This is a genomic window from Microbacterium sp. NPDC077663 (assembly GCF_044542795.1).
Lineage (GTDB): Bacteria > Actinomycetota > Actinomycetes > Actinomycetales > Microbacteriaceae > Microbacterium.
Map to the genome: position 1 here is coordinate 1,528,475 of NZ_JBITVE010000001.1, position 19,013 is coordinate 1,547,487.

The 19,013-nt window shown below is 71.2% G+C and carries 21 protein-coding genes and 1 rRNA gene; 3 read left to right on the plus strand and 19 right to left on the minus strand.

All coding sequences use genetic code 11. From position 1 onward, the window contains the following. Positions 1 to 4: 4 nt before the first annotated feature. Genes ACIGEP_RS07475 through ACIGEP_RS07485 form a run of 3 tightly spaced genes read left to right on the plus strand, consistent with a single transcriptional unit; the run spans position 5 to position 1,479 of the window. Entirely contained in the window at positions 5 to 583 is a 579-nt protein-coding gene (locus ACIGEP_RS07475; RefSeq protein WP_396660959.1) for a GNAT family N-acetyltransferase, read from the plus strand. After that, complete coding sequence (locus tag ACIGEP_RS07480) at positions 580 to 1,083, plus strand: O-acetyl-ADP-ribose deacetylase (protein ID WP_396660960.1); 504 nt, start codon at positions 580 to 582, stop codon at positions 1,081 to 1,083. Before ACIGEP_RS07475 ends, ACIGEP_RS07480 begins: the two co-directional genes overlap by 4 nt. Positions 1,084 to 1,122: 39 nt before the next feature. Further along, the gene (locus ACIGEP_RS07485) at positions 1,123 to 1,479 is read left to right on the plus strand and encodes an RNA-binding S4 domain-containing protein (protein WP_396660961.1); all 357 of its coding nucleotides are present in this window, start codon (positions 1,123 to 1,125) and stop codon (positions 1,477 to 1,479) included. Here the strand turns inward: ACIGEP_RS07485 and ACIGEP_RS07490 are convergent. From ACIGEP_RS07490 to rrf, 19 genes are all read right to left on the minus strand, one after another. Next, positions 1,465 to 1,863, minus strand: coding sequence for a DUF2809 domain-containing protein (locus tag ACIGEP_RS07490; protein ID WP_396660962.1), 399 nt, complete (start codon positions 1,861 to 1,863; stop codon positions 1,465 to 1,467). The two genes, ACIGEP_RS07485 and ACIGEP_RS07490, sit on opposite strands and share 15 nt — an antisense overlap. Next, positions 1,860 to 2,762: an NUDIX domain-containing protein gene (locus tag ACIGEP_RS07495; protein ID WP_396660963.1), complete on the minus strand. Its 903-nt coding sequence runs from the start codon at positions 2,760 to 2,762 to the stop codon at positions 1,860 to 1,862. Before ACIGEP_RS07495 ends, ACIGEP_RS07490 begins: the two co-directional genes overlap by 4 nt. Before the next feature lie 82 nt (positions 2,763 to 2,844). Next, positions 2,845 to 4,374, minus strand: a complete 1,530-nt coding sequence (gene der / locus ACIGEP_RS07500) for a ribosome biogenesis GTPase Der (protein ID WP_396660964.1) — start codon at positions 4,372 to 4,374, stop codon at positions 2,845 to 2,847. Beyond that, complete coding sequence (gene cmk / locus ACIGEP_RS07505; protein WP_396660965.1) at positions 4,371 to 5,048, minus strand: (d)CMP kinase; 678 nt, start codon at positions 5,046 to 5,048, stop codon at positions 4,371 to 4,373. Before cmk ends, der begins: the two co-directional genes overlap by 4 nt. Further along, on the minus strand, positions 5,041 to 6,156 hold the full coding sequence (locus tag ACIGEP_RS07510; protein WP_396660967.1) for a prephenate dehydrogenase: 1,116 nt from the start codon (positions 6,154 to 6,156) through the stop codon (positions 5,041 to 5,043). Before ACIGEP_RS07510 ends, cmk begins: the two co-directional genes overlap by 8 nt. Beyond that, positions 6,153 to 6,935, minus strand: coding sequence for a pseudouridine synthase (locus ACIGEP_RS07515; protein ID WP_396660968.1), 783 nt, complete (start codon positions 6,933 to 6,935; stop codon positions 6,153 to 6,155). Before ACIGEP_RS07515 ends, ACIGEP_RS07510 begins: the two co-directional genes overlap by 4 nt. After that, positions 6,932 to 7,537, minus strand: coding sequence for an SMC-Scp complex subunit ScpB (scpB, locus tag ACIGEP_RS07520; protein WP_396660969.1), 606 nt, complete (start codon positions 7,535 to 7,537; stop codon positions 6,932 to 6,934). Before scpB ends, ACIGEP_RS07515 begins: the two co-directional genes overlap by 4 nt. After that, positions 7,527 to 8,381: a segregation and condensation protein A gene (locus ACIGEP_RS07525; protein WP_396660970.1), complete on the minus strand. Its 855-nt coding sequence runs from the start codon at positions 8,379 to 8,381 to the stop codon at positions 7,527 to 7,529. The genes scpB and ACIGEP_RS07525 overlap by 11 nt, the downstream gene beginning before the upstream one ends. Next, the gene (locus ACIGEP_RS07530) at positions 8,365 to 9,198 is read right to left on the minus strand and encodes a ParA family protein (protein WP_396661030.1); all 834 of its coding nucleotides are present in this window, start codon (positions 9,196 to 9,198) and stop codon (positions 8,365 to 8,367) included. Before ACIGEP_RS07530 ends, ACIGEP_RS07525 begins: the two co-directional genes overlap by 17 nt. Before the next feature lie 155 nt (positions 9,199 to 9,353). Beyond that, complete coding sequence (gene xerD, locus ACIGEP_RS07535; RefSeq protein WP_396660972.1) at positions 9,354 to 10,277, minus strand: site-specific tyrosine recombinase XerD; 924 nt, start codon at positions 10,275 to 10,277, stop codon at positions 9,354 to 9,356. Positions 10,278 to 10,283: 6 nt separating this feature from the next. Beyond that, a complete protein-coding gene (locus tag ACIGEP_RS07540) occupies positions 10,284 to 10,934 on the minus strand; it encodes an NUDIX domain-containing protein (protein ID WP_396660973.1) in 651 nt (216 codons plus the stop codon). Between the two features lies 1 nt (position 10,935). Beyond that, positions 10,936 to 12,636 carry a CTP synthase gene (locus ACIGEP_RS07545; protein ID WP_396660974.1) on the minus strand — a complete coding sequence of 567 codons (1,701 nt, stop codon included), beginning with the start codon at positions 12,634 to 12,636 and terminating at the stop codon, positions 10,936 to 10,938. 58 nt (positions 12,637 to 12,694) lie between these two features. Beyond that, on the minus strand, positions 12,695 to 14,389 hold the full coding sequence (gene recN, locus ACIGEP_RS07550) for a DNA repair protein RecN (RefSeq protein ID WP_396660975.1): 1,695 nt from the start codon (positions 14,387 to 14,389) through the stop codon (positions 12,695 to 12,697). Continuing rightward, the gene (locus ACIGEP_RS07555; RefSeq protein ID WP_396660976.1) at positions 14,386 to 15,306 is read right to left on the minus strand and encodes an NAD kinase; all 921 of its coding nucleotides are present in this window, start codon (positions 15,304 to 15,306) and stop codon (positions 14,386 to 14,388) included. The genes recN and ACIGEP_RS07555 overlap by 4 nt, the downstream gene beginning before the upstream one ends. Continuing rightward, positions 15,303 to 16,109, minus strand: a complete 807-nt coding sequence (locus tag ACIGEP_RS07560) for a TlyA family RNA methyltransferase (protein ID WP_396660978.1) — start codon at positions 16,107 to 16,109, stop codon at positions 15,303 to 15,305. The genes ACIGEP_RS07555 and ACIGEP_RS07560 overlap by 4 nt, the downstream gene beginning before the upstream one ends. Next, positions 16,106 to 16,270, minus strand: coding sequence for a hypothetical protein (locus ACIGEP_RS07565; protein ID WP_396661032.1), 165 nt, complete (start codon positions 16,268 to 16,270; stop codon positions 16,106 to 16,108). Before ACIGEP_RS07565 ends, ACIGEP_RS07560 begins: the two co-directional genes overlap by 4 nt. 45 nt (positions 16,271 to 16,315) lie before the next feature. Then, positions 16,316 to 17,347: an HAD-IIA family hydrolase gene (locus ACIGEP_RS07570; RefSeq protein WP_396660979.1), complete on the minus strand. Its 1,032-nt coding sequence runs from the start codon at positions 17,345 to 17,347 to the stop codon at positions 16,316 to 16,318. Then, on the minus strand, positions 17,347 to 18,123 hold the full coding sequence (locus ACIGEP_RS07575) for a hypothetical protein (protein WP_396660980.1): 777 nt from the start codon (positions 18,121 to 18,123) through the stop codon (positions 17,347 to 17,349). The genes ACIGEP_RS07570 and ACIGEP_RS07575 overlap by 1 nt, the downstream gene beginning before the upstream one ends. A 797-nt stretch (positions 18,124 to 18,920) precedes the next feature. Continuing rightward, positions 18,921 to 19,013 (minus strand): 5S ribosomal RNA (gene rrf / locus ACIGEP_RS07580); the annotation flags it as partial.

The window sequence follows — 19,013 nt, forward strand, 5'->3', positions numbered from 1 at the left end:
CCGCATGACGCAGATCACGATCGAACCGGCCCGAGCCGACCGGTTCGCGGACGCGGAGCACGCCCTCACCGGGGGCGGCGACGGCGCGGACTGCTGGTGCCAGTGGTGGATGCACGCACCCAAGGACTTCGACGCCGCCACACCCGACGAGCGACGCGCCCTGCTTCGAGAAGACCTCGCCACCCCTGTCGCGTCCGCGCTCATCGCCTATGTCGACGGCGCCGCGGCGGGCTGGGTCAAGGTCTCGCCGCGCCCCGACCAGCCGCGCCTCGCCCGCACGCGCAACATCCAGAAGTCGCCCGAACCGATGGACGACCCCGACGTCTGGGCGATCACCTGCTTCGTCGTCCGCACGGAGCACCGCTCCCAGGGAATCGCGTCCCGGCTCCTCGATGCGGCGGTCGAGCACGCCCGCACACACGGTGCCCGCCTCGTAGAGGGCTATCCGCTCGACACCGACGTGAAGCGGTTCTCGAGCAACGACCTGTACCACGGCACCCTGTCGAGCTTCCTGGCCGCGGGGTTCACCGAGACCGCCCGTCCCGCTCCGGCACGTCCGATCGTCGCGAAGCAGCTCGCGTGACCCGCGTCACCGTCGTCCCCGGCGACATCACCCGGCAGCACGTCGACGCCGTCGTCAACGCCGCCAATCGGGCGATGCGCGGCGGGGGCGGCGTCGACGGGGCCATCCACCGAGCGGGCGGGCCCACGATCCTCGCGGACTGCATCGCCCGCTTCCCGCACGGGCTCGCCACAGGCGACGGCGGGTGGACGACCGGCGGCGACCTGCCGGCACGATGGGTGATCCACGTCGTCGGCCCGAACCACACCGCCGGCGAACGCGACCGCGACCTCCTCACGTCCTGCTACCGCCGGGCGCTCGAGGTCGCCGACGAGCTGGGCGCCGCATCCGTCGCCTTCCCCCTCGTCAGCGCAGGGGTCTACGGGTGGCCGCTCGAGGACGCCGTCGACGCTGCCGTCGCGACACTGCGGGACACGCCGTCGCGCGTCGCCGAGGCGCGCATCGTCGCGTTCGACCAGGCGATGTTCGACCGGGTGGAGCGGCGGCTCGCGGCATCCTGACCTGCCTACGATGGGTTCACCGGACGGGAGGAGGTCGACATGGCGGATGCCGTGCGCGTGGACTCCTGGCTGTGGGCCGTCCGCGTCTACAAGACCCGCTCCGCCGCGACCACGGCCTGTCGCGCCGGTCACGTCCGCGTCAACGGTGAGAAGGCGAAGGCCGCTCAGCAGGTGCGCCCCGGCGACGAGCTCCGCGTGCGGATCGCCGGATTCGACCGCATCCTCGTGGTGCGTCAGGCGATCAGCAAGCGTGTCGGCGCGCCTGTGGCCGCCCTCGCCGCGGAGGACCGCACTCCCGAGCGGGAACCCGTCGCGCAGATCGCCGTGCGCGACCGCGGCGCGGGCCGACCGACCAAGCGCGAGCGACGCGACATCGAGAAGCTACGCGGCCGCTGACCCGGCGCGGCGGGGTGCGATCGCACGGCGAGCGGCGGCATCCGCTCCGCCGACAGCCATCGCGGTGACGACGTAGACGAGCAGATCCCTCAGGTCGAAGACCGTGCCGAACACGAGCACGATCGGCGGCCACTCCCCCGCCCACCGCAGCGGCACGCCGGTCAGCTGGAACAGCTCCACCCCGACGCTCCAGCCGAGGACGACCGCGGCGGTCACCCACGACCGCCATCGCGGGAAGAGGAGGACGAGCCCGCCCCAGACCGCGATCACGTAGAGCGCGTCTCCAGCGACGTCGGATGCGGCCCCGTCCGGCGCCGACAGGTGCACAGCGAGCCCTGCAGCCACGGCCAGGACAGCGACGCCGAGTCCGACGAGCCGCCTCACGAGGGCAGCAGTCCGCGGAGCCACGACACCGGCCGCGCGGTCGCGCCCGCCGCACGGACCCGCTCGATGAGCCCGCGATCGCTCGTCACGACGACGGTGAGATCTCCTCGCCGCGCCGCGGCGACGGCCGACGCCATGATTTGATCGTCGCCGGCACCGGCCGCGCGGACCACGTCGACCTCGCCGGTATCGGGAGCGGAGCAAGCCGCGCCCTCGAGAACCGCGACCACTCGGGGGAACCAGCGGTGCCCGCCGAGCCCCACCGCCTCGGCGGGCACGCCGGCACGCGCGAGATCCGCCAGGCTCGACAGCAGCCGCTCCGCCGCGCCTGCACGGTCCTTCCACCACCCGTCCGGCGTCGAGCCCACGACGTTCGCCGCGTCGACGATGACCGTCACCCGCGTCGACAGTGCCGCGCGCAGGTCGGGCCACGACCCCGCGAAACCGGGATGCAGCGGCATCTCGTCGACGCGGTCCACCGGCACCCACTCCAGGGCGTAGCTCTCGGGATCGGCGATGACCGGCTCGAACGGTCGCGTCACCGTCGCCACGAGCGTCGTGTAGGTCCACACGTCACGGTCCAGCACACTCGTGAACAATGGCCGCAGGGCGTCGCCGGGCACGCCGGCCTCCTCCTGCGACTCGCGGATCGCGGCATCCGTCGCGCTCTCGCCCTCGTGTCGGGCGCCGCCGGGGATGCCCCACGTGCCGCCGAAGTGACTCCACGAGACGCGATGCTGCATCAGGATGCCGCGCTCCGGGTCGTGCGCGAGCAGTCCCGCCGCCCCGAACCGGCCCCAGTACTTCTCCCCGCTGTCGGCGATCACCCACGCGTCGCCGGGATCGCGCGGTCCGAGGGGACGGCGCGGCTCCCCGGGATCGGGCGGACGGATGGTCACCCGACCAGCCTCTCACGCGGCGCGCCGCGCGGCGCGGCATCCGTCACCGACCGACGCGCAGACGACGGGAAAGCAACGCGGCTCAGCGCTGCCGGCGCTCGCGCACCCGCATGTTCGTGACGATCGGCGTGCCCTCGAAGCCGAAGATCTCGCGCAGGCGCCGCTGGATGAACCGGCGGTAGCCCGGGTCGAGGAACCCGGTGGTGAACAGGACGAATGTCGGCGGACGCGTCGAGGCCTGCGTCCCGAACAGGATGCGGGGCTGCTTGCCGCCACGGAGCGGATGCGGGTGCTCGGCGATGAGTTCGGCGAGGAACGCGTTGAACTTGCCGGTCGGGATGCGCTGATCCCACGACTCGAGAGCGGTCTCGAGCGCCGGGACGAGCTTGTCGAGGTGACGGCCGGTGCGGGCCGACAGGTTCACGCGCGGCGCCCAGGTGACGTGTGCGAGATCCTGCTCGATCTCGCGCTCGAGGTAGCGGCGGCGGTCGGCGTTGTCCATGTCGTCGTCGTTCAGGCGATCCCACTTGTTGAACGCGAGGACGAGGGCGCGCCCGGATTCGAGCACCAGGTCGATGATGTTCAGGTCCTGCACGCTGATCGACTCGGTCACGTCGAGGACGACGACGGCGACCTCGGCCTTCTCGAGGGCCGCGCTGGTGCGCAGCGACGCGTAGAAGTCGGCGCCCTGCTGCAGGTGCACGCGACGACGGATGCCGGCGGTGTCGACCAGACGCCACAGCTTGCCGCCGAGCTCGACGACCTCGTCGACGGGGTCGCGCGTGGTGCCGGCGAGATCGTTGACGACGACGCGCTCCTCGCCCGCGGCCTTGTTCAGCAGCGACGACTTGCCGACGTTCGGTCGACCGAGGATCGCGACGCGGCGAGGTCCGCCGAGCTCGTTCTTGGCGACGGCCGAGACCTCGGGCAGCACCTTCATGACCTCGTCGAGGAGGTCCGCGACACCGCGGCCGTGGATGGCCGAGACGGGGTGCGGCTCGCCGAGACCCAGGTTCCACAGGGCCGCAGCCTCGGGCTCCTGGCGGGCGTCGTCGATCTTGTTGGCGACGAGGAAGACGGGCTTGTCGGTCTTGCGCAGCATCCGGACGACCTGCTCGTCCGTCGCGGTCGCGCCGACCATCGCGTCGACGACGAACATGACGACGTCGCACAGCTCGATCGCGATCTCCGCCTGCGCGGCGACGGAACGGTCGATGCCCTTCGCATCGTGCTCCCAGCCGCCGGTGTCGACGAGGGTGAACCGGCGGTCCATCCACTCGGCCTTGTAGCTCACGCGGTCGCGTGTGACACCCGGGGTGTCTTCGACGACCGCCTCGCGGCGACCCAGGATGCGGTTCACGAGCGCCGACTTGCCGACGTTCGGCCGGCCGACGATCGCGACGACCGGCAGTGCCGGCAGCATCTCGACGACCTCGCCACCGGCGGTGAAGCCGGCGAGCAGCTCGTCGTCCTCCTCGTCGAGCTCGTAGTCGGCGAGCGAGGCGCGCAGTGCGGCGGCGCGCTGCTCGGCGAGCTCCTCGTCGAGGCCCGCGAGCTTCTCCTCGAGCTGGTCGGGCCCGCCCTCGTACTCGTAGTCGTCTTCGGCGCTCATCGCGAGCCTTCCGTTCCCGACCGCACGACGTCCAGGACGGCGTCGACGGTCTGTGCGAAGTCCAGGTCGGTCGAGTCGACGACCGTCACGCCGGGGGCGGCGGTGAGGAAGTCGACGACCTGGGAGTCGGATGCGTCGCGTTTGTGCAGCGCGGCGGCGACAGCCGCGGCATCCTCAGTGGTCAGTTCGGCGCTGCGCCGGGCGGCGCGCACCTCGGGGGCGGCGGTCAGCAGGATCCGCACGGGGGCGTCGGGGGCCACGACGGTCGTGATGTCGCGGCCTTCGACGATGACGCCGGGACGACCCGACTCGGACACGAGCCGCCGGAAGAGGACGTTCACCTGTTCGCGGATCACCGGGACCCGCGCGACGCCGCTCACGGCGGAGCTGACCCGCGGCTCGCGGATCGCTTGGGTCACCGAGGTCTCACCCACCCGCACCCAGTAGTCGTCCGGGTCGAGAGAGATGGCGTAGTCGAAGTCGCCCGCCGCGTCGACGACGGCGGCGGCGTCGGAGGTGTCCGCTCCGTGCTCGAGCACGTGCCAGGCGAGCGCGCGATAGGCGGCGCCGGTGTCGAGGTAGCCGTAACCGAGACGGCGGGCCGCCTCCTTGGACACGCTGGACTTGCCGCTGCCGGCGGGGCCGTCGATGGCGACGGTGAGAGGGTCAGTCATTGAGGCTCGCAATCTTCCACCCGCGCGAAGCGAGGCCGTCGGTGGCGACGGTCACGGCGGACGGGACGACACTGATCTCGCCGAGACCGAACTGGGCTCCGGGCGAGTGCTCCAGACGGAAGTCCTCGACGTTGACGTCGAGTTCGCCGAGGTCGCCGAACAGGCGCCCCAGCTGACCGGGGGTGTCGTCGACCATGACGACGACCGTCTCGAAACGGCGGTTCTGCCCGTGCTTGCCCGGCAGGCGTTCGACGCCCTCGTTCCCCCGACGGATCGTGTCGGCCACGGTGCGTCGTGCACCCGGCGCATCGGGATCGTGAAGCGCTCGGGCGACGCTCGTGAGGTCTGCCGCGAGGGCGTCCAGCACCTCGACGACCGGGTCGGCGTTGGCGCCGAGGATCTGCACCCACAGCTCGGGGGCGGATGCCGCGATGCGTGTGGTGTCGCGCACACCCTGACCCGCGAGGCGCAGAGAGGCGTCTTCGGCGCCGACGAAACGTCCGGCGAGAAGGGATGCCACGAGCTGCGGCACGTGCGAGACGAGGGCGACCGAGCGGTCGTGCTCCTCGGGGGTCATCTCCACGAGGCTGGCACCGAGGTCGAGAGCGAGCCCTTCCACGACGGCCAGGTCGCGAGCGGAAGTCTCCTCGTCGCGGCAGATGACCCACGGGCGACCGAAGAAGATGTCGGCGCGGGCGGAGATCGCGCCTCCCCGCTCACGTCCGGCCATGGGGTGCGAACCGATGTAGCGAGAGAGGTCGACGCCCCGCTCACGGAGGGCGAGCAGCGGCTCGAGCTTGACGCTCGCGACGTCGGTGACCACCGCGTCGGGGAAGGCGGTGAGCTCGCGTTCGATGACGTCCGCCGTGACATCCGGCGGCACCGCGACGACGACGAGGCCAGGCTCGTCCCCCTCACGCGGGAGGCGCCCGGCACCGTAGTCGACGGCGAGCCGCAGCTGCGCGGGCGACGCGTCGGCGAGGACGACGTCGACACCGAGCGCCGTCAGAGCGTGACCGATGCTCGAACCGAGCAGCCCCGCGCCGACGATGCGGACGAGACCGCTCGTGCGGACTGCGCGTGGGCGCGCGTCGATGGCGTCGGTCACAACTGCTCCTGAGTGGGATCCCCGGGCGGGGTGTCCGCCTGGCGCGCGAGAGTCAACAGCGCACCGCGTTCCACTGTAGTCAACTCGCGCGCCCGCCCCGCTGGGAGCGTGCCCAGGTGGAGAGGTCCGAACTGGCGCCGCACGAGCTCTTCCACCGGATGCCCGACCGCCGCCATCATCCGGCGGACGATGCGGTTGCGCCCCGAGTGCAGCGTCAGCTCGACGAGACTCGTGTCGCCGTTCGCGTCGAGGAGCCGCGCCCTGTCGGCAGCGATGGGGCCGTCCTCGAGGTCGATCCCCTTCGTCAGCTGCGCGATCGTCTGCGGGAGCACGCGACCGGTCACCTTCGCGATGTAGACCTTCGTGACACCGAAGGAGGGGTGGGCGAGGACATGGGCGAGCTCGCCGTCGTTGGTGAGGACGAGCAGGCCGCTCGTCTCGGCATCCAATCGACCCACGTTGTAGAGGCGTTCGGGCCAGTCCTTCGTGAAGCGGCGGAGGTCGGGGCGGCCCTGGTCGTCCTTCATCGAGGAGACGACCCCGGTGGGCTTGTTGAGGACGACGTAGCGCTTGCTCGTGTCGAGCTGGATCGCGGTGCCGTCGACGTCGACGCGGTCGTGCTCGGGGTCGATGCGCGAGCCGAGCTCGGTCACGACGACGCCGTTCACCCGCACCCGACCTTCGACGATGTACTGCTCGCAGACACGACGGGAGGCGACACCGGCGTTGGCCAGCACCTTCTGCAGTCGGACCCTGTTCTCGTCGGACTGGTCGTTCATCGGATGGTTTCTCCTTCGAATCCCGCGGAGCCGTCATCCAGCAGCGGGGAGATGGGGGGCAGCTCGTCGAGGGAATTGATTCCCAGGTGTCCGAGCAGCGCGTCGGTGGTGCGGTAGTTGATCGCCCCGGTCTCGGGGTCGGTGAAGGCCTCGGTGATGAGGCCGCGTGCGAGGAGCGTGCGGACGACGGAGTCGACGTTCACGGCGCGGATCGAGGCGACCTGACTGCGGGAGACGGGCTGCTTGTAGGCGATCACCGCGAGCGTCTCGAGCGCGGCCTGCGACAGCCGCGAGGGCGCCTGGCCGTTGACGAATTCCGCGACGAGGTCGTCGTGCTCCTCGCGGACGTAGAACCGCCAGCCGCCGCCGACCTCGCGCAGCTCGAAGCCGCGCCGCGGCCCGCTCCGTTCGCCGTCGTAGTCGGCGACGAGCTCGTCGACCGCCTGCCGCACCGCCGGGACCGGTGCCCCGACGGCCGCGGCCAGCGAGACGAGGCTCTGCGGCTCGTCGATGATCATCAGGATGGCTTCGAGGCGGCGCGCGACGTCGGCGGGCTGCTGCGAGCGGGGCGGTGCCTCGGTCTCGGTGGCGTCATCGGTCATAGTCGGCTCCCAGGGTGGCGAGGTTCTCTTCGGACCACCGCTCGGCGGTCCAGCGCAGGGTCAACTCCCCCAGCGGCTCGAGCTGCTCGAACGACAGGGCGGCGTGACGGTACAGCTCCAGCACCGCGATGAACCGCGCGACGACGACGCCGGTCTGCGTCACGCCGGCGACCAGCTCGCGGAAGTTGAGCTGTCCGGCATCCCGCAGCAGGGTGACGACCACGGCCGCCTGCTCACGGATCGAGACGAGCGGAGCGTGCAGGTGGTCGAGTCCGACGTGCGGGATCTCCTTCGGTGCGAAAGCGAGCATCGCGATGGCGGCGAAGTCGTCGGGCGACAGCGTCCAGACGAGGTCCGGTACGGCGCGGCGATGCTTCTCGTCGAGGCGGACGGCCCGGGTGTGACGCTTGCCCTCACGGTCGAGGCAGCGGGCGAACCACGCCGACACCTCCTTGAACGCCCGGTACTGCAGCAACCGGGCGAACAGCAGGTCGCGCGCCTCGAGGAGGGCGACCGACTCGGCATCCACCAGCTCGCCCTGCGGCAAAAGTCCCGCGACCTTCATGTCGAGCAGCGTCGCGGCGACGACGAGGAACTCGGATGCCTGATCGAGCTCGGCATCGTCGTCGAGCCCCTTCAGGTACGAGATGAACTCATCGGTCACCTTGCTGAGCGACACCTCGGTGATGTCGAGCTCGTGCTTGGAGATGAGGGTCAGCAGCAGGTCGAAGGGACCGTCGAAGTTGCCGAGCGAGACACGGAACCGATCGCCGGCGGCCTCGGTCGCGTGTGCCTCGGAGGGCGTGGCGTCGGCGTCGGCGACGTCGTCAGGCGACGGCGCCACGGGCGACCAGCTCCCGCGCGAGGCGCAGGTACGCCTGGGCGGCGGAGTGCTCGGGGGCGAACTTCGTGATGGGCACCCCGGCGACGGAGGCATCCGGGAACTTGACCGTGCGTCCGATGACCGTCTCGAGCACGTCGTCGCCGAACGCGTCGACGACACGCTCGAGGACCTCGCGCGAGTGCAAGGTGCGCGGGTCGTACATCGTCGCGAGCACCCCGTCGAGCTGGATCGCCGGGTTCAAGCGGTCGCGGACCTTGTCGATGGTCTCGATGAGGAGCGCGACGCCGCGCAGCGCGAAGAACTCGCACTCGAGCGGGATGAGGACGCCGTGGCTCGCGGTCAGCGCGTTGACCGTGAGCAGCCCGAGGGAGGGCTGGCAGTCGATGAGGATGACGTCGTAGTCGCCGGCGACCTTGCGGAGCACACGGGCCAGGATGGTCTCGCGCGCGACCTCGTTGACGAGGTGGACCTCGGCCGCCGACAGGTCGATGTTGGCGGGGAGGATGTCGAGGCCCTCGACCGACGTCGAGACGATGACCTCGTTCGGGTCGCGCTTCGGGTCGAGGAGGAGGTCGTAGATCGTCGCCGTCTCGTGCGTCTGCACGCCGAGCCCGGCGGACAGGGCGCCCTGCGGGTCGAAGTCGACCGCGAGCACGCGGCGACCGTACGAGGCGAGACCGGCGGCCAGGTTGATGGTCGTCGTCGTCTTGCCGACGCCGCCCTTCTGGTTGCACAGCGAGATGATGCGCGCGGGGCCGTGGCCGTCGAGCTTCGGCGGGGTCGGGAAGCCGTGGTAGGGACGACCCGTCGGCCCCATCGGGGTGTCGGTCGCCGAACCCGCCACCGTCGATGCGCCGGTGGCCTCCGCCGTGCTCCGCTTGCTCGCCACTGATCTCCTGCCTTCGCCGTGCTCACCCGAGTCTAGTCACCGCGGCGCCCGGGACGAGGGAGCGACTCCCCCGATGCGCAGGGTCATCTCGCGCGCGGATGCGAGGTGAGGTAGACGTCGCGGAGCGCGTCGACGGTGACGTGCGTGTAGATCTGTGTCGTCGCGACGGAGGCGTGACCGAGGAGCTCCTGCACGACGCGGACGTCGGCGCCGCCCTGCAAGAGGTGGGTCGCGAAGGAGTGCCGCAGCGTGTGCGGCGAGACGTGGGCCGTGATCCCCGCGCGGTCGGCGGCCTGCTGGATCACGAGCCACGCGCTCTGGCGCGAGAGCGGTGCGCCGCGCGCGCCGAGGAAGGCGCGCGGCGTCGCGCGGCCGCGCCGGGAGAGTTCGGGTCGGGCGCGCGTCAGATACGCGTCCACCGAGGCGCGGGCGTACGAGCCGACCGGGACGATCCGCTCCTTCGAGCCCTTGCCGCGCACGCGCAGGACCTCGCCGTGCATCAGGTCGTCGACGTCGAGGTCCACGATCTCGGACACCCGCGCACCGGTCGCGTAGAGCAGCTCGAGCAGCGCCCGGTCGCGGAGCCCGATGAGCTCACCGGGTGCGGCGTCCGCCGGCGCCGGGCCGGCGGCATCCAGCAGCCGGATCACATCGTCGACGGGCAGAGCCTTGGGCAACCGCATCGGCGCCTTGGGCGGTCGCAGCCGCGCCGTCGGGTCCTCCGTCGAGATGCCCTCGCGCGCGAGGAAACGGTGGAAGCTGCGCACCGCCGACTGCAGGCGGGCGATCGAGGTCGAGGCGGGAGGGGGGTCGGATGCCGCCCGTTCCGCCGCGAACCTCGTGACGAGCTCGGTCGTCACCGCATTCGTGTCGTCGACGTCATGCCCCGCCAACCAGTCCAGGTAGCCGGCGAGGTCGCGCCGGTAGGCGGCGACGGTGTGCGCGGACAGGCCGCGCTCGATCGTGATGTGCCGGAGGAACGCGTCGACGGCGCGCGCGAGCCTCACGGGGCGTCAGGCCTGCGGTCGGTCCGCGCCGACCGGGCGCGAGCGTCCGGGCCACGGCGCGTCCGCCGCGCCGAGCGTCTTCCAGTCGCGGGCGCGCCCCGCGGCGGCGGCGAGCGCGGCGATGACGAGCGAGGGATTCTGCAGCTTCCGCGCGAGCACCGCGTCCACGACCTCGTCCAGCGGCACCCACCGGACCTCGATGTCGGCCTCCTCCTCGGTGCGGGCGAACGCCTCGGGGGCGTCAGCGAGGTCGCGGGCGAGGTAGATGCGTATCGCCTCGTCGCTTCCGCCGGGGCTCGTGAAGAAGTCCGACAGGACATCCCACCGCTGCGCGGTCAGGTCGGCTTCCTCGGCGAGTTCGCGCCGGGCCGCTTCGAGCGGATCCTCCCCGGGCACGTCGAGCAGGCCCGCAGGGATCTCCCAATCGCGGAAGCCGACCGGATGCCGGTACTGCCGGATCAGCAGCACCCGTCCCGCATCGTCGAGCGCGAGCACGGCCACCGCTCCGGAGTGGTCGACGTACTCCCGCACGATCGTCCCGTCCCCGTAGGTGAACGCGTCACGACGGAGGTTCCACACGCGGCCCTCGAAGACCGTCTCGCTGCGGGTGACCGTCACCGCGACGGCGTCGTCCTGGAGGGGCGCGGCATCCGTCATCTCAGTCCTCGTTCTCGACGTCGAACAGCTCGCTCGCGCGGTGCCGCTCGAGCGCGGCGGCGATGAGTCCGCGGAACAACGGGTTCGCTTCGGTCGGGCGCGATCGGAGCTCGGGGTGAGCCTGCGTCGCAATGTAGTACGGGTGCACGTCGCGCGGCAGCTCGACGTACTCGACGAGGTCGAGATCCGGGTTCAGTCCCGAGAACACGAGACCCGCGTCGGCGATCTGCTGCCGGTACGAGTTGTTCACCTCGTAGCGGTGACGGTGGCGCTCGGTCGCGCGATCCGAGCCGTAGAGCTCCGCCGCGAGCGAGCCTTCGGCCAGCGCCGCCTCGTACAGGCCGAGGCGCATCGTCCCGCCCATGTCACCGCGGTCGAGGATGTCTACCTGCTCCGCCATCGTCGCGATCACCGGATGGGGCGTCTCGGGGTCGAACTCGCTCGAGGACGCCCCCTCGATGCCGGCCACGTGACGCGCGTACTCGATCACCATGCACTGCAGGCCGAGGCAGATGCCGAGCGTCGGCAGCCCCTGCTCGCGCGCGAACTTCAGCGCGCCGAGCTTGCCCTCGATGCCGCGGATGCCGAAGCCGCCGGGGATCACGATGCCGTCTACGGCTGACAGCGCCTTGGCGGCGCCCTCGGGCGTCTCGCACAGGTCGGAGGGGATCCACACGATCTGGACCTTCGTCTCCTGCGCGAACCCACCCGCCTTGAGCGCCTCGGTGACCGAGAGGTAGGCGTCGGGCAGATCGATGTACTTGCCGACGAGGCCGACGGTGACCTCGTGCTTGGGGTTGTGGACCGCGTTCAGGACCTTGTTCCAGCGGGTCCAGTCGATGTCGCCGGCCTTGGCGTCGAGGCCGAGGCGACGCACGATGTAGGCGTCCAGGCCCTGTTCGCTCAGCGTCGAGGGGATGTCGTAGATGCTGGGGAGGTCGACGGTGTTGATCACCGCGTCTTCGTCGACGTCGCACATGAGCGCGATCTTGCGCTTGTTCGACTCGGTGACCGGGCGATCGCTGCGCAGGACGAGCGCGTCCGGCTGGATGCCGATGGAACGGAGCATCGCGACCGAATGCTGCGTGGGCTTGGTCTTCTGCTCCCCCGACGCGCCCATGAAGGGCACGAGCGAGACGTGCACGAAGAAGACGTTGTCGCGCCCGAGCTCGTGCCGGATCTGCCGCGCCGACTCGATGAACGGCTGCGACTCGATGTCGCCGACGGTGCCGCCGACCTCCGTGATGATGACGTCGGGGCGCGGCTCCTCGCTCGCCTGCAACCGCATCCGTCGCTTGATCTCGTCGGAGATGTGCGGGATCACCTGCACGGTGTCGCCGAGGTACTCGCCGCGACGCTCCTTCGCGATGACCTCGGAGTAGATCTGTCCGGTGGTGACGTTGGCCGCCTGGCTCAGCTCGATGTCGAGGAAGCGCTCGTAGTGGCCGATGTCGAGGTCTGTCTCGGCACCGTCGTCGGTCACGAAGACCTCACCGTGCTGGAACGGGTTCATCGTCCCCGGGTCGACGTTCAGGTACGGGTCGAGCTTCTGCATGACGACGCGCAGGCCGCGAGCGGTGAGCAGATTGCCGAGGCTGGCGGCGGTCAGACCCTTGCCGAGAGACGAAACGACACCACCCGTCACGAAGATGTGCTTGGTGATGTCGTTGTTTTTGCGTCCCGCGCCCGAAGAGTCCGTCACGGGCTTTCACTCTATCAGCCCCGCTGACCGCCTCGTCCGGCGGACGCCCGGGTGTCGCTCAGCGAGCCCGGCCCAGCGCGAGGAGTTCGCGCGCATGGTCGAGCGCGGCATCCGAATCCGCCATCCCCGACAGCAGGCGCGCCATCTCGGCGGCGCGGTCCTCGCCGTCGAGACGTCGCACGCTCGAGGCCGTGACGGAGCCGTCGCTGGCTTTGACGACGGACAGATGGTTGCCGGCGAACGCCGCGACCTGGGCGAGATGGGTGACCGCGATCACCTGGCTCGTCTCGGCGAGCTTCGCGAGGCGCCGCCCGACCTCGATCGCGGCGGCGCCGCCGATCCCGGCGTCGACCTCGTCGAAGACGAAGGTCGGCACGGGATCGGTCCCGGCGATCACGACCTCGATCGCGAGCATGACGCGGCTGAGCTCGCCGCCGGAAGCGCCGCGGGCGACGGGCCGGGGGGACGATCCGGGGTGGGGGGCGAGCTGGATGGTCACGACGTCGCGGCCGTGTGCAGCTTCCGTCCCCTGCTCGACCGCGACCGTCACCCGCGCGTCGGGCAGCGCGAGGTGGCGCAACTCGTCGGTGACCGCCTCCCCCAGACGGGATGCCGCGGCCAGACGCGCGTCCGTGAGCTCCGCAGCCCGCGCGTCGAGCTCGTCGCGCAGCCGGTCGCGCTCCGCGGTGAGCCGGTCGATCCGTTCGCCGTCGTCGTCGAGTTCCACCAGTCGCGCGGAGCCCGAGGCGAGCAGCTGCAGGGCGGCATCGACCGATCCGTGCGCGCGGACCAGGGAGTTCAGGGCCGCCCGCCGCTCCTCGACGGCCGCCAGTTCATGGGGGCCGCCTTCATCGAGATCGGCGAGGTAGCCGCTCAAGTCGCCCGCGAGGTCCGCGACGCGGTACCCGAGCTCCTCGATCGCGGCGGCGTGTCCGCGCAGCACGTCGTACGACCCCGCCGCGCGCTCGAGCGCCCGTCGGGCTTCGGCGAGCAGCGCCTGCACGTCGGGCAGATCGTCTTCGTTCGACAGTGCCGCGTGCGCCGTCGCCGCGGCCAGCCGCAGCTCCTCGGCATTGGCCAGCCGGTCTGCGCGCGCCGCGAGCTCGGCGTCCTCGCCGGGCTGCGGGTCGACCGCTTCAATGGCGGCGATGGCCGCGCGCAGCTCCTCGGCCTCGCGGGCACGGGCATCCTGCTCGGTGGTCAGGGTCTCGAGCTCGGCGGCGGCTGTGCGCCAGGCATCCCACACCGCGCGGTAGCGCCCCTGCGCCTCGGCGACGGGGGCGCCGCCGAACCGGTCGAGCGCGTCGCGCTGTGCGGCGGCGGAGGTCAGTCGCAGTTGATCCGACTGGCCGTGGACGACGACCAGCTGATCGGCGAGATCGGCGAGAACTCCGGCGGGCGCCGTGCGTCCGCCCACCGTGGCACGGCTCCTCCCCTCGCTCGACAGTGTGCGTCCGAGGTAGAGCTCGGCGCGCCCGTCGCCCAGAGGCTCGATGTCGCCCCCGGCATCCCGCACCCGCTCGACGACGGGTCCGCCCTCGGGGACGATCCACACGCCGTCGACCGCGGCCTGTTCGGCTCCGGCACGGACGGCTCCCGAGTCCGCTCGCTGACCCAGCAGCAGGCCGAGTCCGGTCACCACCATGGTCTTGCCGGCGCCGGTCTCACCGGTGATCGCCGTGAATCCGGGGCCGATCGGCAGCGTCGCGGCGGCGATGACACCCAGATCACGCAGGCGGATCTGTTCGATCACTGCGACGCCTCCGCATCACCGCGCCAGCCCGCGACGGGCAGCTGGAACTTGCGGACCAGACGGTCGGTGAACACGGACGGGTGCAAGCGCGCCAGTTGCACGGGCCGCGCCGAGCGCCGCACGACGACGCGGGCACCGGGCGGCAGGTCGTGCGAGCGGCGTCCGTCGCTCCACAGCACACCGCGGCCCTGATTGCGCTCGAGCACGTCGATCGAGACCGACGTCTCGGGACCGAGGACGACGGGACGCGCGAAGAGGGCGTGTGCGGACAGCGGCACGAGACAGAGCGCCTGCACGGACGGCCAGACGACGGGACCGCCGGCGGAGAAGTTGTAGGCCGTGGATCCCGTGGGCGTCGCGACGACGACACCGTCGCAGCCGAAGGACGACAGCGGCCGGCCGTCGATCTCGATCATCACCTCGAGCATCCGCTCCCGGGACGCCTTCTCGACGGTCGCCTCGTTGAGCGCCCACGTGCGGTAGACGACGGCACCGTCGGCGTCGCGGACCTCGACCGACAGCGTCATCCGCTCGTGGATCTCGTAGTCCTGCGCGAGGGCACGACCGATCGCCTCGTCGATGTCGTCGGCTTCGAGTTCGGCGAGGAAGCCGACGTGACCCATGTTGACGCCGAGGATGGGGACGGATGCGGCGCGCACCAGTTCGGCCGCGCGCAGGATCGTGCCATCGCCGCCGAGGACGATCGCGATCTCGATGTCTGCGACATCGATGCCGCCCTCGCCGAGGACCGCCGTGTCGAGATCGCCGAGGACGGCCGCGAGCTCCGGATCGTCGCCGGGCACGACCGGCTGCAGTCCCGCCGCGTGGACGGCCGCGACGACGCGGCGGGCGCCCTCGACGGTGTTCTCCCGCAGCGCGTGCGCCACCACGAGGATGTTGCGCGTCGCGTCGGTCATGCGGCTCCCGCCAGTCGGTTCACGGTGTCCAACCATTGTGTCGGATTAGCGTCGTCGGTCGTTCCGGGACGCAGGTGGATGAGGAACTCGCGGTTGCCGTGCGTCCCCGCGATGGGGGAAGCGATGACACCGTGGGTGCCGAGACCGGCATCCCACGCCGACCAGAGAACGGTGGCGACGGCGTCGGCTCGGCGCCCGGCATCCGTCACCAGGCCCTCGCGCACGCCGGTGCGGCCGACCTCGAACTGCGGCTTGACGAGCAGCACCAGATCGGCGTCGGGAGCGCTGACGGCGGCCGCGGCCGGGAGGACGTGCGTGAGCGAGATGAAGGAGAGGTCGCCCGTCACGACCGAGGGGACGTCGGTGGTGCCGGCTGCCTCGGCGAGGGAGGCCGCGGTCATGTGGCGCACGTTGAAACCCTCGACGCCGGTGACCTCGGGCATCCGCGCGACGTCGGCGGCCAGCTGCCCGTGACCGACGTCGACCGCCAGGACCCGCACGGCACCCCGTTCGACGAGCACCTGCGTGAACCCTCCGGTCGAGGCGCCCATGTCGAGGGCGACTCGCCCGCGTGGATCGACCGCGAAGGCATCGAGCGCGGCGATCAGCTTGTGCGCGGCGCGACTCACGTAGTGATCGGATGCCGCGACCTCGATGACCTGGTCGTCACCGATCCTGGCCGACGGTTTCACCACGGGCCGGCCGTCGACGCTCACGAGACCCGCGTCGATGAGCTGCGCGGCGTGCGTGCGTGACCGCGCAAGACCGCGGGCGGCGACCGCCGCGTCGAGACGCGTCGTCATGCGTTCGCGTCGCGCGGGCCCGACTCGAGGCGCTTGGCCAGTTCGTCGTGCAGCAGCGCATAGGCGGCGGCCCGTTCGGCGAGCGGCTGGTCTTCGATCACCTCGAGCGTCGAGAGCAGGTCTTCGCGGCGGGCCTCGCCGTCGGCGGCATCCATCGACATGTCCCCCACCCTACGCGGCGCGGCGGACGCATCGGATGGGCGCGCTCAGCGGCGATGGAACGGGTCGGCGTAGAGGCGCTCCGGGACGCGGAAGCCGTAGATGGCGCGGCCTGTGCTCCAGATCGCCGCTGCTCCCGCCCGGACGAGGTCGATGGGGCGGTCGCCCTCGGACAGGATGCGGACGTCCGGTCCGTCGATGCGGACGGCGGCCGTTCCGACCGTCGTGACATCACCCTTCACGATCGTCTCGGGGTACGGCTCGTGCAGTTCCCGCAGGTCCCCGACGATGTACGTCGGCCGCGACACGGTCGGTGCGGCCAGGACGTGCTTCGGCCGATCGATCCCGGTGAGCACGAGGACCGAGTCGATGCCGGCGGCCTGCGCCCCTGCGATGTCGGTGTCGAGCCTGTCGCCGATGAAGAGCGGATGCCGCGCCCCGAACCGCGCGACCGCCTCATCGAAGATCGGTCGCTCCGGCTTGCCGGCAACGGTCGCCAGGCGTCCGACGGCGGTGTGCACCGCCGACACCAGGGTGCCGTTGCCCGGCGCGATCCCGCGGGCCTGCGGGATCGTCCAATCGGTGTTCGTCGCGATCCATGGGATGCCGCCCTCGTCCTCGGGGAGCGCGAGGGCATAGGCGGCCTCGGCGAGGTGGGCCCAGCCGACCTCGGGTGCGAAGCCCTGCGCGACCGCCGCAGGCTGGTCGTCGGCGCTGCGCGTGACGACGTAGCCGGCCTTCTCGAGTTCGAACACGAGTCCGTCGCCGCCGACCACGAGGACGGTGGCGCCGGTCGGGACCCGATCCCGAAGGAGCCGGACCGCCGCCTGCGGGCTCGTCACCACGTCCTGCGGGCGCGTGTCGAGCCCGAGCTCGGTGAGGTGTCCCGCCACGACGCTGTCACGGCGCGAGGCGTTGTTCGTGATGTACGCGACGGGGCGATCCGCCCGCGCCCGGTTGAGGCTGTCGACCGCGTGCGGAATCGCGCCCGCGCCCGCGTAGACGACGCCGTCCAAGTCGGCGAGGAGCAGATCGACGCCGTCGAGAGGTGTGGGCCGCTGCCTCGAGAACAGTCCCATCAGAAGCGCTCCTCCGGGCCGTCCTCCCGAGCGGATGCCGCTTCTCCCCCGGTGTCCCCGGCGGCGAGTTCCTCGGGGTCGTCGATCTCGAGGTCTTCGGGGTCGTCGATCTCGATCTCGTCGATCTCATCGATCTCGATGGTCTCCGCGTCCGCGTCGATCTCGCCCAGGGCCGCGGCGGCGACCTCGGCACGGTGCTGCCACTGCGCGGCGTCCTCGGTGCGCCCGAGTTCCTCGAACACCGCGGCGCGCGCGGCGAACAGGCCCGGGCTCCACGGGAACGCCGTGTCGGGGTCGAGCTCGGGGATGTCGAGTTCCTGCAGCGCGCGCTCGGGCTCGCCCAGGTCCAGCCGCGCACCGGACATCGCAATGGCCAGTTCGACGCGCACTTCTGTGGGGAGGCCGGCACGGTCGACCGCGCGCCCCACCTCGAGAGCACGATCCGGTCGGCCGACGCCGCGCTCGCTGTCGACCATCAGGGCGATCTGGTCATCCCGTCCCGAGATCCGACGGAACGTGCGCAGCTCACGCAGCGCGAGAGCGAAGTCTCCCACGGCGTAAGCGGTGATGGCCACGGTTTCGCGGACGACCGCGATCCGGCCGGCGCTGCGGGATGCCGCAAGGGCGTGCTCGTGCGCCAGTGCCGGGTCGTCGTCGATCAACCGAGCAGCCATCGCCAGGTGCCGAGCAACCTGCTCGGCGTTGTCCTTGCTGAGGGTCTTCAACTCGTTGCGCGCGGGTCCGTTCAGGTCGCGAGCCGTGACCTCGTCGGGCACGACCGGACCCGCCGGCACATTGCGACGATCGGAGTCCTGCGACGGCCGCGAGGAGCGACGCTCGCCATCCCGGCTCTCGTAGGGACGACGCTCGCCGTCGCGCTTCGGGTAGGACGGACGGTCGCCGTCGCGCTGCTCATACGGACGACGCTCCCCATCACGCTTCGGGTACGACGGACGATCGCCGTCGCGCCGCTTATCCGGACGACGCTCCCCATCACGCTTCGGGTACGACGGACGATCGCCATCGCGCTTCGGGTACGACGGACGGTCGCCATCGCGCTTCGGATAGGACGGACGGTCGCCGTCACGCCGCTCATACGGACGACGCTCGCCGTCACGCTTCGGGTAGGACGGGCGGTCGCCATCCCGCTTCGGGTACGAGGGACGATCACCGTCGCGCCGCTCGTGCGGACGACGCTCGCCGTCACGCTTCGGATACGACGGACGGTCGCCGTCACGCTTCGGATAGGACGGACGGTCGCCGTCACGCTTCGGATACGAGGAGCGGTCGCTGTCGCGACGCGGGTAAGACGTCCGCTCACCTTCGCGCTTCGCGTACGGTCGACGCTCGCCGTCCCGTCGAGGCGCCGAGCGCCGATCAGCATCCCCCCGATCGGGAGCAGGCCGATCGCGGTCTCGAGACCTATCATCGCGCGAGCTCGAGGAAGCAGGCGTGAACTTCCGCTTACCGCCCGACCGTCCGGGGCGCTCTTCGTCCGTCATCTTCTCTGTCCTCCCACGTGCGCGTTAACGAGAAATGGCCACCCAACTCTGGGTGGCCATTTCACGAAAAAGTCCGGCGGTGTCCTACTCTCCCACAGGGTCCCCCCTGCAGTACCATCGGCGCTGTGAGGCTTAGCTTCCGGGTTCGGAATGTGACCGGGCGT

Coding starts and splice junctions, on each gene's coding strand:
- ACIGEP_RS07475 (WP_396660959.1), top strand. CDS start 5: ATGACGCAGATCACGATCGAACCGGCCCGAGCCGACCGGTTCGCGGAC.
- ACIGEP_RS07485 (WP_396660961.1), top strand. CDS start 1,123: ATGGCGGATGCCGTGCGCGTGGACTCCTGGCTGTGGGCCGTCCGCGTC.
- der (WP_396660964.1), bottom strand. CDS start 4,374: ATGAGCGCCGAAGACGACTACGAGTACGAGGGCGGGCCCGACCAGCTC.
- cmk (WP_396660965.1), bottom strand. CDS start 5,048: ATGACTGACCCTCTCACCGTCGCCATCGACGGCCCCGCCGGCAGCGGC.
- ACIGEP_RS07515 (WP_396660968.1), bottom strand. CDS start 6,935: ATGAACGACCAGTCCGACGAGAACAGGGTCCGACTGCAGAAGGTGCTG.
- scpB (WP_396660969.1), bottom strand. CDS start 7,537: ATGACCGATGACGCCACCGAGACCGAGGCACCGCCCCGCTCGCAGCAG.
- ACIGEP_RS07530 (WP_396661030.1), bottom strand. CDS start 9,198: ATGGGGCCGACGGGTCGTCCCTACCACGGCTTCCCGACCCCGCCGAAG.
- ACIGEP_RS07540 (WP_396660973.1), bottom strand. CDS start 10,934: ATGACGGATGCCGCGCCCCTCCAGGACGACGCCGTCGCGGTGACGGTC.
- ACIGEP_RS07555 (WP_396660976.1), bottom strand. CDS start 15,306: ATGACCGACGCGACGCGCAACATCCTCGTGGTGGCGCACGCGCTGCGG.
- ACIGEP_RS07560 (WP_396660978.1), bottom strand. CDS start 16,109: ATGACGACGCGTCTCGACGCGGCGGTCGCCGCCCGCGGTCTTGCGCGG.
- ACIGEP_RS07565 (WP_396661032.1), bottom strand. CDS start 16,270: ATGTCGATGGATGCCGCCGACGGCGAGGCCCGCCGCGAAGACCTGCTC.
- ACIGEP_RS07570 (WP_396660979.1), bottom strand. CDS start 17,347: ATGGGACTGTTCTCGAGGCAGCGGCCCACACCTCTCGACGGCGTCGAT.